The organism is Streptomyces sp. WM4235 (assembly GCF_001279725.1).
Taxonomy (GTDB): domain Bacteria; phylum Actinomycetota; class Actinomycetes; order Streptomycetales; family Streptomycetaceae; genus Streptomyces.
On sequence record NZ_LGDE01000425.1, the window covers coordinates 21,383 to 34,352 of the forward strand.

At 70.6% G+C, this 12,970-nt stretch carries 7 protein-coding genes and 3 pseudogenes; 5 read left to right on the forward strand and 5 right to left on the reverse strand.

The features are described from left to right. Nucleotides 1-189: 189 nt before the first annotated feature. Complete coding sequence (locus ADK55_RS24910; protein ID WP_053682019.1) at nucleotides 190-1,329, forward strand: calcium:proton antiporter; 1,140 nt, start codon at nucleotides 190-192, stop codon at nucleotides 1,327-1,329. Nucleotides 1,330-1,397: 68 nt separating this feature from the next. Here ADK55_RS24910 and ADK55_RS41040 read toward each other — a convergent pair. Then, a pseudogene (locus tag ADK55_RS41040) lies at nucleotides 1,398-1,610 on the reverse strand (penicillin acylase family protein); the annotation flags it as partial. Between the two features lie 33 nt (nucleotides 1,611-1,643). On the opposite strand from ADK55_RS41040, the pseudogene ADK55_RS36770 reads away from it, so the two are divergent. Beyond that, nucleotides 1,644-2,002, forward strand: a pseudogene (locus tag ADK55_RS36770) (transposase); the annotation flags it as partial. Nucleotides 2,003-2,088: 86 nt separating this feature from the next. Here the strand turns inward: ADK55_RS36770 and ADK55_RS36775 are convergent. Together ADK55_RS36775 and ADK55_RS24925 are read right to left on the reverse strand one after the other, a co-directional pair. Further along, the gene (locus ADK55_RS36775) at nucleotides 2,089-2,970 is read right to left on the reverse strand and encodes a barstar family protein (protein ID WP_078999377.1); all 882 of its coding nucleotides are present in this window, start codon (nucleotides 2,968-2,970) and stop codon (nucleotides 2,089-2,091) included. A 309-nt stretch (nucleotides 2,971-3,279) separates the two neighbouring features. Next, nucleotides 3,280-4,701 (reverse strand): amidohydrolase family protein, encoded by a 1,422-nt coding sequence (locus tag ADK55_RS24925; protein WP_053682021.1) that lies wholly within the window; start codon nucleotides 4,699-4,701, stop codon nucleotides 3,280-3,282. A gap of 221 nt (nucleotides 4,702-4,922) precedes the next feature. Between ADK55_RS24925 and ADK55_RS24930 the strand changes: the two genes are divergently transcribed. Both ADK55_RS24930 and ADK55_RS36780 read left to right on the forward strand, forming a co-directional pair. Continuing rightward, nucleotides 4,923-5,618, forward strand: a complete 696-nt coding sequence (locus ADK55_RS24930) for an SDR family oxidoreductase (protein WP_053682022.1) — start codon at nucleotides 4,923-4,925, stop codon at nucleotides 5,616-5,618. Nucleotides 5,619-5,832: 214 nt separating this feature from the next. Then, nucleotides 5,833-6,243, forward strand: a pseudogene (locus tag ADK55_RS36780) (sigma-70 family RNA polymerase sigma factor); the annotation flags it as partial. 78 nt (nucleotides 6,244-6,321) lie between these two features. Here ADK55_RS36780 and ADK55_RS24940 read toward each other — a convergent pair. Next, the gene (locus ADK55_RS24940; RefSeq protein WP_053682024.1) at nucleotides 6,322-9,444 is read right to left on the reverse strand and encodes an AfsR/SARP family transcriptional regulator; all 3,123 of its coding nucleotides are present in this window, start codon (nucleotides 9,442-9,444) and stop codon (nucleotides 6,322-6,324) included. Nucleotides 9,445-9,599: 155 nt separating this feature from the next. Beyond that, nucleotides 9,600-10,526: a hypothetical protein gene (locus tag ADK55_RS24945; RefSeq protein WP_053682025.1), complete on the reverse strand. Its 927-nt coding sequence runs from the start codon at nucleotides 10,524-10,526 to the stop codon at nucleotides 9,600-9,602. Nucleotides 10,527-10,864: 338 nt separating this feature from the next. Here ADK55_RS24945 and ADK55_RS24950 point away from each other — a divergent pair, with 338 nt between their 5' ends. Next, entirely contained in the window at nucleotides 10,865-12,322 is a 1,458-nt protein-coding gene (locus tag ADK55_RS24950) for an FAD-binding oxidoreductase (RefSeq protein ID WP_053682026.1), read from the forward strand. Nucleotides 12,323-12,970: the final 648 nt, after the last annotated feature.

The window sequence follows — 12,970 nt, forward strand, 5'->3', positions numbered from 1 at the left end:
AACCGGCCCGGACGTCCGCCGGGGCCCCCGGGTCCCGGCGGACCCGCCCCGAGGTGCAGGATGCAGGCGCCCCGGGGCGGGCTCACGGCTGCTCGCCACGCCCGGGGATTTCGTGAGAAATGCCACGTCAAGGCCCTGAGGACGGGGGTTGGGCCGCACCGGGCGGACAGTTCTGGCAACTTGGCTGATATGAGTACGGCAACGCACAGATCGCCCCTGACCGACTGGACCGTCGTGGTCCCCGTGGTGGCCCTGATCGCCCTCGTCTTCAGTTGGGGACGCGATCTGCCCGCACTCGCGGTGGGGCTCGTCTCCCTCTGCCTCGGCGGCGCCGTGCTCGCGGCGGTCCACCACGCCGAGGTCGTGGCCCACCGGGTGGGCGAACCGTTCGGCTCCCTGGTCCTCGCCGTCGCCGTCACCGTCATCGAAGTGGCGCTGATCGTCACGCTGATGGCCGACGGCGGCCCCAAGACCGCCTCCCTGGCCCGGGACACCGTCTTCGCGGCCGTCATGATCACCTGTAACGGCATCGTCGGCCTGTCCCTCCTCGTCGGAGCACTGCGCAACCGCGTCGCCGTCTTCAACGCCGAGGGATCCGGTGCGGCCCTCGCCACCGTCGCCACCCTCGCCACCCTCAGCCTCGTGCTGCCGACCTTCACCACCTCCAAGCCCGGACCGGAGTTCTCCACCGCCCAACTGACCTTCGCGGCCTGCGCCTCACTCGCCCTCTACGGCCTGTTCGTCGCCGTCCAGACGGTCCGTCACCGCGACTACTTCCTGCCCGTGGACACCAAGCGCCGCCGAGCCGAGGCCGCCGAGGCCGCGGCGGCGGCCGCCGCCGGCGAGGAGGACGAGCACGCCGCCCCGCCCACCTCCCGCGCCGCCCTCATCAGCCTCGGTCTGCTCCTCGTCGCCCTCGTCGCCGTGGTCGGCGACGCCAAGGCCGTCTCCCCGACCATCGAGCGCGGGGTCGCCAACGCCGGACTGCCCAACGCCGTCGTCGGTGTGATCATCGCGCTGCTGGTGCTGGCCCCCGAGACCCTGGCCGCCGTCCGTGCCGCCCGCCGCGACCGCGTACAGACCAGCCTCAACCTCGCCTACGGCTCCGCCATCGCCAGCATCGGCCTGACCATCCCGGCCATCGCACTGGCCTCGATCTGGCTCTCCGGTCCGCTGCTGCTCGGCCTCGGCCCGATCCACATGGTGCTGCTCGCCCTCACCGTGGTGGTGAGCGCCCTCACCATCGTGCCCGGCCGGGCCACCCTGCTCCAGGGCGGCGTCCACATCGTGCTGCTCGCCGCGTACCTCTTCCTCGCGGTCAGCCCCTGACCCGTCCGCACGTGCCGCGGCCCCCGGGACGGACGCACCGTCCCGGGGGCCGCGCGGATCTCCGGGTGTCAGCGCCGCTCGCGCGGCCACACCACCCTCAGCCCCGGCGAGGTGAGGATGTCCCGCTCGCAGTACCGCGCCTTCACCCACCGCTCCCGCGAGAACAGCGCGGTCTGATCCGCGTGGTAGGGGGAGTTCGGGTTCGACGACTGGCCGTACGTCAGCAGCGTGCGCGCCACCGGGCAACCACTGCCGTCCCAACCGACCGCTTGCGCCATCGACTCCCAGTCCGCCAAAGCGCCGACACCGCCACCCTGCGCGACGACCCGGGTCGGTCGCCCAGCGCGGCAGCGCGGTCCAAGCCACTGGTCGACCGGGCCAAGGCCGACGAGGTCAAGTTGACGGGCCAGGGCGGTCTGCTGCAGCAGTTGACGAAGACGATTCTCGAGGCGGCTCTGGAAGGCGAGATCATCGACCACCTCGGGCACGAGAAGCATGAGACGCCCGGCTCGGGCAACACCGGGAACGGGACCCGGCGAAGACAGTCGTGACCGACGTCGGCCCGGTCGTGCGCGAGGTCCCGCGAGATCGGGAGGGCTCGTTCGAGCCGCAGATGGTCAAGAAGCAGCAGCGCCGGCCGACCGGGGTCGATGAGATGGTGCTCTCGCTGTCGCCGGCCTTGGCCGGCGACGTCCCGGGCCTCCGTAGGGTTGAAGGAGGGGGAGCCAGAGATGCGTGCCCGCAGCCAGTGTCGGGTCTTCAGCCGCGCTTGGAGTCGAGCCATTCGTCGCTGTTCCACATGACCGGCGTAGCCCCAACGGGTTCGAACCGGATGTCGGGGTCATTGCTGTGGACCAAGGCGAAGAAACGACGTTGGACTACCGCCGCGCGGCGGGCCTGGTCGGCGATGATGTCCAGCACGATCTGGGCTGCTCTGGGAGATGTGGCAGCGAAGTGGTCGTAGTCGGTGAAGGACAGCACGAGACCGGTGCACTCGGCCGCATCGTCGTAGGGGCCATAACAGGCAACGTCGCCGAGGCAGTCGTTGAGCGCGTCCAGGTTGTGGCCGTAGTAGTCGGGGAACTGCAGAGCTGCGGCGATGGTTCGGTGCATGTCCCTTTCCGTTGTCCACCCGTTTGCGGCCAAGTGGACGATGCGGAAGCCGCGGTCCGCAAGTTGTTCCAGGGCATTGGTGAGCAGGCGGCGTCGCCAGAAGAGGGTCACGAAGGTGTTGCTCATGAACTCGATGCCGGGGAGCCGATCCGTCGTCTCCCGTGGCGCAGGCTCCTGGATGGTGTCGCGCCTGAAGTTGTCCAGGAGCCGGAAGAACTCCTTGACCGGAGTGGAATCGGCCGGTGTGTGGCGCTCGATCTCGGCGGCCCAGGTGAGGGAGCTGGATATCCCGTAGTACTCGTGGAGCCAATCGATGAAGTCTTGTTCGGGCCACAAGACGAAGGGCTCGTGGCTGGAGTGTACGGCGAGTGCCACGCGGTAGCCGGTGAGGATGGCGTGCAAGTGCTGAAGTGAGTCGCCCGGCAGCCACATGTCGGGCCGTAGGCGGATCTGCTCCAGGAAGTCATAGACATCAGAGCACTCCTGCCAGTGCTTGACGGTGTTGACGGGGTTGTTCTCGGTCGGCATGCGGGCAGCCTACGGCGGATGTCACACGGGGTTGGGCCCGGATGGCGGTCCGACCCCGAGGTGGGGGCCGAGGATCGCAACGTTGGCCACGGTCGTTCTCGGTGCTCCGCCGGACCTGGAGAACCGCGTCGACCTTGCATCCGACTCCCGGGCCGACGCAGGCTTCGAACTCGCGACAGCGGAACTGCGGCGCGCGCCGGAGGCGGTCGACCACGCTGAGGTGGAGGGGTGCGTGCGCCGGGCTCAGCTGCGGTTCACCAGGGCCGGCGGCGGCCACCCAGCGGAGCAGACCTCAGTGGCCATTCAGGGCTACTGGTTGCCGTATCTGCTTTCCTCGATCGTTTTCGCGCGGGGAACTTCCGGGTTCAGGCCCTTCGCCCATTCGCTCTCGCCGAGCTGTGCGCGCAGGTGCTCGACGGTCTTTTCGACGTGGCTGCGTACCGCCCGCAAGTCGATGCCCTGGAGGCGGTGGCGGTACTTGGCGACGTGGCCGTCGACCAGGACGGTGTGGACGTCGGATCGCTGCGCCTGGAGCACGACGTGCCCGTGCGGGTTCAGGAGCGGGAAGGAGACCGGGGATTCGTCGTTCTTGAGGAGGACCAGGTCGGCCTTCTTTCCGACCTCGATGGTGCCGAGGTCGTGGGAGCGGCCGAGGGCGGCCGCGCCGCCGCGGGTTGCCCAGCTCAGGACGTCGTGGGCGCGCAGTGTCGTGTGGGTGACGGTCTCGCCCCGGGCGTGACTGTCGGCGTGTTCGCGGGAGCGGTCGGCGGCGAGGGTGGCGCGCATCGCGGAGAAGAGGTCCGCGCTCCACCACACGCTGGTGTCCATGGAGAGGGACACGGGGATGCCGTGGGTGCGGGCGGCGTGGGTGGGCGGGTATCCCTGGCCGGCGTGCTGCTCGCTCTCGGCGGAAATCGACAGGTATCCGCCGGTGTCCGCGATGCGACGGTAGGAGTCGGCGCTCAGGGAGGAGCCGTGGACGTAGACGGTGCCGGGGCGCATGAAGCCGTGGTCGTGGAGGGTGGCCAGGTTTCGGTCCCTGCCGGTGCCCCAGACACCGGCATGGGTGGTCACTGCGGCGCCGAGGTCGTGGGCGGCTTCGAAGGCCGGCTTCTCGGGGAAGGTGGGGTCGCCGCCGAGGTCGATGGCCAGTTGCAGGTCCAGCATGCCGTTGCGGGGGACGCGTTGGTCGAGGAAAGCGCGGAAGGCGGGGTCGGTGGCCCACTCGGCGGCGGGCCGGTGGAGGTTGCCGTAGGCGAGGACGAAGCGGCCCGGCACGGCCTGCAGCGCGTCGACCGCGGCGTGGGCGTGGTCGGTGGTGGCCAGCCCGTGGGACCAGTCGACGGTCGTGGTCACGCCGGCGTCGAGGGCTTCGGCGGCGGCGAGCAGGTTGCCGGCGTGGATGTCCTGGGGCCGGAAGTGCTTGCCGTGGTCGATGAAGAACCACACGAAGTACTGGCTCAGGGTCCAGTCCGCGCCGTAGCCGCGCAGCGCGGTCTGCCACATGTGGCGGTGTGTGTCGATCATGCCGGGGATGACGATTCCGCCGGTGGCGTCGATGACGGTGGTGCCCGGCGGGACGTCGAGTCCCGGTCCGATCGCGGTGATCCGGTCGCCGTGGACCAGGACGTCCGTGGTGGGGAGCACCCGCCGGGGGTTGTCCATCGGCAGTACCGTGCCGCCTTGCAGGAGTACCGGGCGTCCCTTGGCGAATGTGTCCGTGGTGGACATGCCGTCACCTCATTCTCGAAGTTGTCGAAGCTGTGCCGGCCCTACGGACGCTGGACGGGATCGGTTCACGCGCCCGGCAGTCCTCCCTGCGCAGGTGGCCGTGATCCGCTTCACAGAACCGGCGGTGCCCTGCCCCCGTAGGGCGTTGAGGGCACCGCCGGAGGTGCCCTGCTTTCCCTGCGAGTTCCGGGGACTCAGGACACGGACGAGGAGATACGGGCATGGCGAGCATCGTGATCATCGGCGGGACCAGCGGCATCGGAAGGGAGCTGGCCGAGCACCTGGCCCGGCAGGGCGACAGCGTGGTGCTGACCGGCCGGGATGCGGAGCGCGCGCGAAGGGTCGCGCGGGAGGTAGGCAAGGGGCGCCACGACGTGCGGGGCATCGCCCTCGACCTCTCTGAGCCGCACGAGATCGCCGGGGCACTGTCGGGGATCGGCCCGATCGACCACCTGGTGATCACGGCCGTGGAACGCGACGTGAACAGTGTGCGGGACTACTCGGTGGACCGGGCGGTGCGCCTGGCCACGCTCAAGGTGGTCGGCTACACCGCCGCGGTCGCAGCCCTGCGGGAGGTGATGGCGCCGACCGGCTCGGTCGTCCTGTTCGGGGGCGTCGCGAAGGACGCGCCCTACCCCGGCTCCACGACCGTCACGGCCGTCAACGGCGCCGTGGTTTCCATGGTGCGGACCCTGTCGGCGGAGCTCGCACCGGTGAGGGTCAATGCCGTGCACCCCGGGATCGTCAGCGACACCCCGTCGTGGAGCGGGCAGGCCGACGTGTTGGAGTCGGTCCGCTCCCGTACGCCCACCGGCCGGCTCGCCACCATGGCCGACATCGTCGGCGCCACGGTCTTCCTGATGTACAACCCGGCCGTGAATCGCGTGAACCTGACCGTGGATGGCGGCATGGTGTAGCCCGCCGGCTCCGGCGGAACCCGTCTGTCCGCAGGCCACGACAGTCTCCGGACAGGCAGGGAAAGCGTGGGGCAAGCGGCCGGCAAGCGATGCCACGAACGCTGGTCGGGTGATGACCACTTCGCCGGCACCGGCCGCCCCACCCGCAGCAGTTCGACGAACCGAAGCCGACGACGAGCGCTTCGCCCGCGCCGTGTATGACAAGCACGCCGCCATGCTCCGGCACCTCGCCGCCCGCTCACTGGGCGGCGACGTGCACCGCGCCGAGGACATCGTCCAGGAGGCCATCCTCCGCGCCTGGCAGCACGCCCCGCTCCTGGATCCGGCCGGCGAGGGCATCCGCGGCTGGCTCGTCACCGTCGTCCGCAACCTCGTCATCGACAGCCACCGGGCCCGCCGGGCCCGCCCGTACGAGAGTGGCGACCTCGACGTGGTGGAACCCGCCTCACCGAGCCACGCGGAGAGCGCGACCGACCGCCACCTGGTCCGCGAGGCCCTGCGCGACCTCAGCGAACCGCACCGCGAGATCCTCCTGCACACCCGCTACCTCGACAAGTCGGTCGCCGAGACCGCCCAGACCCTGGGCATAGCCGCCGGCACCGTGAAATCCCGCACCCACGCCGCGCTGCGCGCCCTCGAAGGCGCCCTGCTCAGACGCGGACACGGTCCGGCCGGTCGGACGCCTGCCGGGCGCCGGAGCCCGTCAGCAGAAGGCCGCACGCACCGACGGCGAGCGGGCGAGACGCTCGTGGAGTGCGTAGCGCCGTCCCGGTTCGGGGCTGCCCCACTCGGTGGCTTCGGCCAACAGCAGGCCGACCGCGTCCCGGGCCAGTGGCTCGATGATCGCGGCGGCCTCGCGGCGCCCATCGGCGAGCCGCTCACCATCGGCCGGGCCGCCCTCGCCGCAGATCGTGAGGGCCAGGGATGCCACGGCCCGGCGGTGGCGCGGGGCGACTTCCGCGCTCGCCACCTCCCTGAGGGCCGCTGCGGCCTCGGTGAACCGGGAGCGGGCGGCCAGGATCACCGCGCGCAGGTTCGCCCCCGCGTAGGCGAGGTCGTAGGAGATGACCTCGGCGGCGATCCGCTCCACCTCGGCGATGCGGCGGTCGGCGCGGTCGAAGTCCCCCTCGCCGATGTCCAGGTAGGCCAGCCGCAGCGCGCGGTAGGCCCAGCGCGAGCGGGCGTCCATGGTCCGCAGGATCTCGCTCGCCTCGCTCCACAGGCTGCGGGCCTCCTGCCGTCGGCCGGCGCTCTCCATCGCGTCGCCGCGGGCGGTGAGACAGATCGCGAGAGCGAAGGGGTCGTCGGCGGCGCGGGCAGCCTCGATGCCGCGCAGCGCGTGTTCGCCCGCCGCGTCCGGGTCTCCGTCGTGCAGGCAGTACGTCGACCAGTTGTACTGCAGCACGGCCCGGTCCCACTGGAACGCGGTGCCGGCGATGCCTGCCTCGGCCCGCGCGAACAGGTCGCCGCGGTCCTCGTCGGCAGTGAGCCGCGCGTACAACGCCTCGTAGACCGGGCCGATCACGGCCACGTCCGGGTTGCGGGCTCGGCGCCACGCGGCCCGGTAGCGCTCCTCGTATCCGAGCGCGCTCTCGTGCCGCCCGGCTACGTGGTTGAGCCAGGCGAGCCAGGCGAACGTGTAGGTGAGCGCCCACTCCTCCCGCGGGCCGGGCCGGCGCGCGGGATCCGAGGCATCCGGTTCGCTGTCGTAGGCGTCCAGGGTCCGGGCGAGCCGGTCGATGCCCTCCTCCTCACGGCCCGAGACATACCAGAAGTAGCCGAGGGAGGATTCGAGGAACAGAGCCTCGGATGCCCGGCCCTGTCGGACCAGCAGTTCGGAGCCGGCCCTGAGGTTGGCCGTCTCCTCGGTGATGTGCAGGCAGTGGGCGGCCTGATCACGTGAATGGAGGGCGGCGGAGTGCTTGGCGGCGAAGTCGAGAGCCCAGGAGGCGAAGCGCTCCTCGGCCTGCTGTAGGCGACCTTCGGTCCGCAGGCGGGCAAGTGCGTACTCGCGCACCGTTTCCAGCATCTGGAAACGGGTGCCGTATCCGCCGGGAACGGTGAACAGCATGGATTTGTCGACCAGTTGCGTCAGAATCGGCAGCAGACCGCCACCGTGGCCGGCGTCGGGTGCACCGGTCATCTCCGGGGCGAGCGTGCCGGTCTGCTCGGCGTCGTCGAGTGCGGTGCCGCCCACCCGCAGGGCGAGTTCGCTCAGGACCTCCTGTTCTGCGCCGCCGAGCAGCGCGTAGCTCCAGTCGAGGACCGCCCGCAGCGTGCGGTGCCGGGCGGGTGCCGTGCGATCTCCCTTCACCAAGAGGGCGAAACGGTCATCGAGCCTGCGGTCGATCTCCGCCACGGAGAGCATCCGGACGTGTGCGGCTGCGAGCTCGACGGCGAGCGGGAGACCGTCGAGACGACGGCACAGGATCAGCACGTCCTGGCGCGTGCCCGGCTCCGCCGCGAACGAAGGGTTGATCTTGGCGGCGCGCAGGGTGAACAGTTCCCCGGCCTCCTCGGCGGTCATCGGCTCCACCGTGAAGTGGGCCTCGTACGCGATACCCAGCGGCTCTCTGCTGGTGGCCACGACGGTGAGTTGCGGGCAGGCGTCGAGAAGAGTGTTGACCAGGGGCGCGACCGCGTCCAGGACGTGCTCGCAGTTGTCGAACGCCACGATCGCCGTGCGGCTCTCCAAGGAGGAGATGACGCGCCGCAGGGAGTCCAGGGGGCGCTGGTCGGTGACCACCGACGCGTCCGACAGGCCGAGCGTGGTGGCCAGGACTGCGAGGACGCCGTCCTCACCGGTGGCTGCCAGGTCGATCCACCACAGGGCCCCGAGGGGGGAGTCGGGCAAGGAGAGTGCCTCCAGTGCGAGCCGGGTCTTGCCGACCCCGCCGGGACCCAGGAGCGTCACCAGGCGCTCGCGGGTGATCGTCTCCCGTAGGGCCCGGAGGGCGCCGCGTCGGCCGACGTATGGGCCCAGGGAACGGCTCAGATTGCCCTCCGTGTGCCCGGAGCCGGAGAGCCCGGAGGACGGGAGGCGCTCCGCTGCGCTTCGGGCGATCGTGGAAGCCATCAGGGCCGGGTCGTGTTCGAGGATCGCGCTCTGCAGGGCGCGCAGCTCGGGTGAGGGCGCCAGGCCGAGCTCGGCGTCCAAGAGGATGCGGCCGCGGTGGAAGAGGTCGAGTGCTTCGGGATGCCGGCCGCTGCGGTAGAGGGCGAGCATCAGCTGGCCGCGCAGCTTCTCCCGGAAGGGATGATCCGCCAGCAGGGCGGTGAGTTCGGCTATCAGCTCCTGGGCCCGGCCCCGTTGGAGTCCCACATGGGCTGCGTCCTCCAGGGCGGTGAGCCGCAGTTCCTCCAGCCGGCGGCGCTCGCCCTCGAACACCCCGTCGGCCAGGTCCTCCAGGGCCCGGCCCCGCCACAGGCCCAGGCCGGTTCGGAGGATCTCCTCGGCGTCTTCGTAGGCTCCGGTCCGCAGACGTTCGCGGCCCTGGCGGACGCTGGTTTCGAAGGCGGTGACATCGACGTGGTCCCTGTCGTCCAGGGCGAGCTGGTAGCCGCCGGCCAGCATCGCCAGACGGCCCGCCTCGCCCCGTTCGGTGAACGCGGTGCGCAGCTTGGTCATTTGTACCTGGAGCGCGTTGACGGGGTTCCTGGCTTCGCGCTCGCTCCACAGCTCGTCGATGAGGACATCGCGTTGGACGGGCCGTCCGCCGGCCAGGGCGAGGCGGGCGACGATTGCCCTGGCGAGGGCACCGGGGAGGGCGATCGAGGATCCGTCGGAGGCAGTCACGTCGAGGCGTCCGAGCAGGCGAAAGTGCATACGTGAGTATCCCGTGACAGGAGGGGTGAGCCGGCCATGCCCGCACCGGCCCCTTGCGTGAGCGGGCGGGGCCGGCGCGCGGAGCACCGGCCCCGCGGAGTCCGCCGGCCGGTGCGGACGGGCGAGTTTGCCGCCCGCCCGCCCGGGAAGTCGAGTCAGCCGAGGAAGCGGATGGACCTCACGGCCGGGAACCCGACGGCGACCAAGTCCCGCACATCACCTTGGACGAGGAGGGACTTGCCGGTGCAGTTCGGACCGTCCCAGATCTTGGCGGTGCCGGTCATCTGGAGCGAGCCGGAGAAGCGGACCGGCTTGCAGTCCGGTCCGGTGATCCCCTCGGCCGGGTCGGCGAAGTTCGCCGAGTCGAAGAAAGTGGCGTTCGTCGCGGGCGCCGCCGACGCAGTCGTGGAGGTGACAGGAGGGGTGCCGGTGGCGCCGGGCCGTCCGGACTTCCTTCCGTCCGGCGTCACTCCGAACCACGTGCCGCCCACGCCCTGCCCGTTGGTGTCGCCGGGCTTGGTGTCCTTGCTGAACAGGTAGACGGGCCGGCCGCCGATCGTCACCTGCAAGGCGCCGTCGCGCGGGATGAAACCGATGGCCGACGGCTGGATCCCGTCGATGAAGACCTTGCCGCCCTTGGCGACCAGGTACGGCGGCCACGTATCGGCGCAGGCACCGGAGCAGTTGAACTTCGACGGGTTCGTGGTGTCCTTGTCGAATCGGTACAGCGTGAACCCGGCCCCGTTGAGTACCACGGGGTCGAGCGCACCGGCCTTGCCGGAGGACAGCTGTACCCACGCGCGGGCCACCGGCTTCTTCGCCGCTGAGGCCACGGCGGGAGCCGCAGCCGGTTCGAGGTCGCCGGCACTCGGGTCGGCGCCGTTCTGGCGGGCGGTGCCGCTCAGGAGGGACAGCCCCGCGGCGCCGGCCGCTGCGGCGCTCGGAGAGGCCGCCGCCCCGGCGTCCTCTCTCGCACTGGCGGCGACCCCACTGGTGCTGCCGGTCCCGTCGCAGGCGGAGACAAGAAGGATTCCGGCGGCCGAGAGGGCGGCGAGTGAAGTGGCACGAAAAGTACGGAACATCAGAACTCCTGCTGAATGCGGTGCGGTTGGCCGCTCCGGCTCGTCCGGGGCGGCAGCACCCTTGCTACGGATCCCACCCCGGAAAGGTTCTGACGCTCTGCCGCCGGGGGCCACAGGCCAGACCCCCGGTGACCGGACAGGGATGGTGGAGAAGCAGACCGCGGGTCCGCCCAGGGAAGCGGGCGACCACGGGTGTTCGTCAGCGTGCGGACAGTGCCGGGAAAGCCCCAGGACAGCAACCGGCCTTTCGATGGTCCAAGGGCCGCACCGCGACGACACCGTCATCGCGGACCGCCCACCCTCACCAGGCACCTCGCCACCGAAGGACGGCACAGCACATGAGCCAGGAATCCAGGCACGCCCTGATCGAGCAAGCCATCGAAGAGCTGGAGCAGTTGAAGGCGAACATCTCGGGGAGGGTCTGCACGCCCGGCGACCCCCACTACGCACGGGAAGTCTCCGCGTTCAACATGCGCTCGCGGATCCGCCCCGCGTTCGTGGTCGCTGCCCAGACGCCCCAGGACGTGCAGATCGCGGTCCGGTTCGCCGCCGCTCACGGGCTCGCGGTGGGCGTTCTGTCGACCGGACATCACGCCTTTCCCCCGCAGACGAGCCACGGAGCCGTCCTGGTCACCACCCGCACCATGCGGACCGTGCGGGTCGACGCGGCAACGGCGAGCGCCCACATCGAGGCCGGCGCGCTGTGGAGTGACGTTGTCGAGCCGGCGCAGCGCTACGGTCTGGCGCCGCTGAACGGCTCCAGCGCCGGTGTGGGTGTCGTCGGATACACACTCGGCGGCGGCCTCAGCCCGGTCCTGGGCCGCACCTACGGCTGGGCCGCCGACCACGTCCGTGCCATCGACGTCGTCACGGCCGACGGCGAACTGCGGCACGTGACCGCGCAGTCGGACCCCGCCCTGTTCTGGGGGTTGCGCGGAGGCGGCAGCAACCTCGGCATCGTGACGTCCCTGGAGCTCGACCTGTTCCCGGTAACCACCTTCTACGGCGGCGGGATCTTCCACCCGGCGGAGCACGCCGAGGCCGTGCTGCATGCCTACCGGCAGGTCGTGGAGAACGCTCCGGACGAGCTGACGGTGTCGGTCGCCCTGCTGAACTTCCCGCCGATCCCAGAGGTCCCGGAGCTGCTGCGCGGCCGGTTCACCGTTCACGTCCGGGTGGCCTACCTCGGCTCGGACACCGAGGCGGAGGAGCTCATCGCACCACTGCGCGCGGTCGGCGCCCCGCTGGCGGACACGGTCGGCCGGCGCGGCTACGACACGTTCGCCGAGGTACACCAGGACCCCACGGACCCAGCTCCGTACGAGGACCGCAGCATGCTGCTGACCAAGCTGACCCCCGAGGTGGCCGCGTCCGTGCTCAAGCAAGTCGGCCCCGCCTCCGGCAGTGTGGTCACCGTGCTGGAGATCCGGCACCTGGCCGGTGCCCTGAGCCGGGAGCCACGCCTGCCCAGCGCCGCAGGCGCCCGGGACGCCGCCTTCCTCGTGTGGGGAGCAACGGTAGGGCCGCCGGAAGTGGTCGACGCCGGAACCGAAGACATGAACGCACTACTCAAGGACCTCACGCCCTGGTCAACAGGCCGCCTCTACCAGAACTTCACGTCCCGGCAGGCCGTCGCGTCCGATGTGTTCGCCCCGGACGTCCTGGCCCGCCTGCAGCGCATCAAACAGCAATACGACCCGCAGAACGTCTTCCGCGCCCACAACCACAACATCGCACCCACACCGGTCCCCGACGCCAAGGCCACGGTCGGCCAAGAATGTGATCGAACGCCGTAACGGCGCCTCGTAACGGGTGCCGTCAGCCACATCATGGTGGCCGGTCGAGGCAAGCGTCTTCGAGAACGTACTCAAGCCGGAGACCGTCCCGAGCTACCCATGGGGACTCAAGAGGTCCAGTCCGCGGCGCGAATGGCTCCACCTTGAGGTGGACAGCTACACCACTGGGGCCTGGATGCTGCGCAGCCTGCTGTCACGCTGGTCGGACGAGTATCTCCACGGCGGGCCCGGCTACTCTTCGTCGCTCCTCGCGCTGCTGCTCCAGCCGGAAGAGGAACGTGCGGATCCGTGGCTCGCGGCGGCCCGGCACCAGTTTCCGTACATCACGAGGGTGGAGAGTTGGGTGTGCACAGAGGCGCCGTTCCCTCGCCAACGCGAACCAGAGGTCAGGGAGGCGGTCTACGAAGCCCCGCGCCCGTTTCCTCGTACTGTGATCACCACGCACGGTAGTGCGCACCTGCTTCAGCAGCAGCCCAGCGTGAGTTCCGTCCTGCCTTGTACACGGCGTTCGGCCGTGATGCTTTGTCGACGTCACGCCGACGCACCTCGCCGCGGCACGAGCCATCTCTTGGCACTCGAACGCCCGGCGCGGGGTGTACAGCTCCAGGCCGGGCGTTGCCTAGCCTGGTCTCGCTGCTCGATACCCGG

Excerpts from the sequence above, each read along its gene's own strand:
- ADK55_RS24910 (WP_053682019.1), top strand. The coding sequence starts at position 190 with ATGAGTACGGCAACGCACAGATCGCCCCTGACCGACTGGACCGTCGTG.
- ADK55_RS36775 (WP_078999377.1), bottom strand. The coding sequence starts at position 2,970 with ATGCCGACCGAGAACAACCCCGTCAACACCGTCAAGCACTGGCAGGAG.
- ADK55_RS24925 (WP_053682021.1), bottom strand. The coding sequence starts at position 4,701 with ATGTCCACCACGGACACATTCGCCAAGGGACGCCCGGTACTCCTGCAA.
- ADK55_RS24930 (WP_053682022.1), top strand. The coding sequence starts at position 4,923 with ATGGCGAGCATCGTGATCATCGGCGGGACCAGCGGCATCGGAAGGGAG.
- ADK55_RS24940 (WP_053682024.1), bottom strand. The coding sequence starts at position 9,444 with ATGCACTTTCGCCTGCTCGGACGCCTCGACGTGACTGCCTCCGACGGA.
- ADK55_RS24945 (WP_053682025.1), bottom strand. The coding sequence starts at position 10,526 with ATGTTCCGTACTTTTCGTGCCACTTCACTCGCCGCCCTCTCGGCCGCC.
- ADK55_RS24950 (WP_053682026.1), top strand. The coding sequence starts at position 10,865 with ATGAGCCAGGAATCCAGGCACGCCCTGATCGAGCAAGCCATCGAAGAG.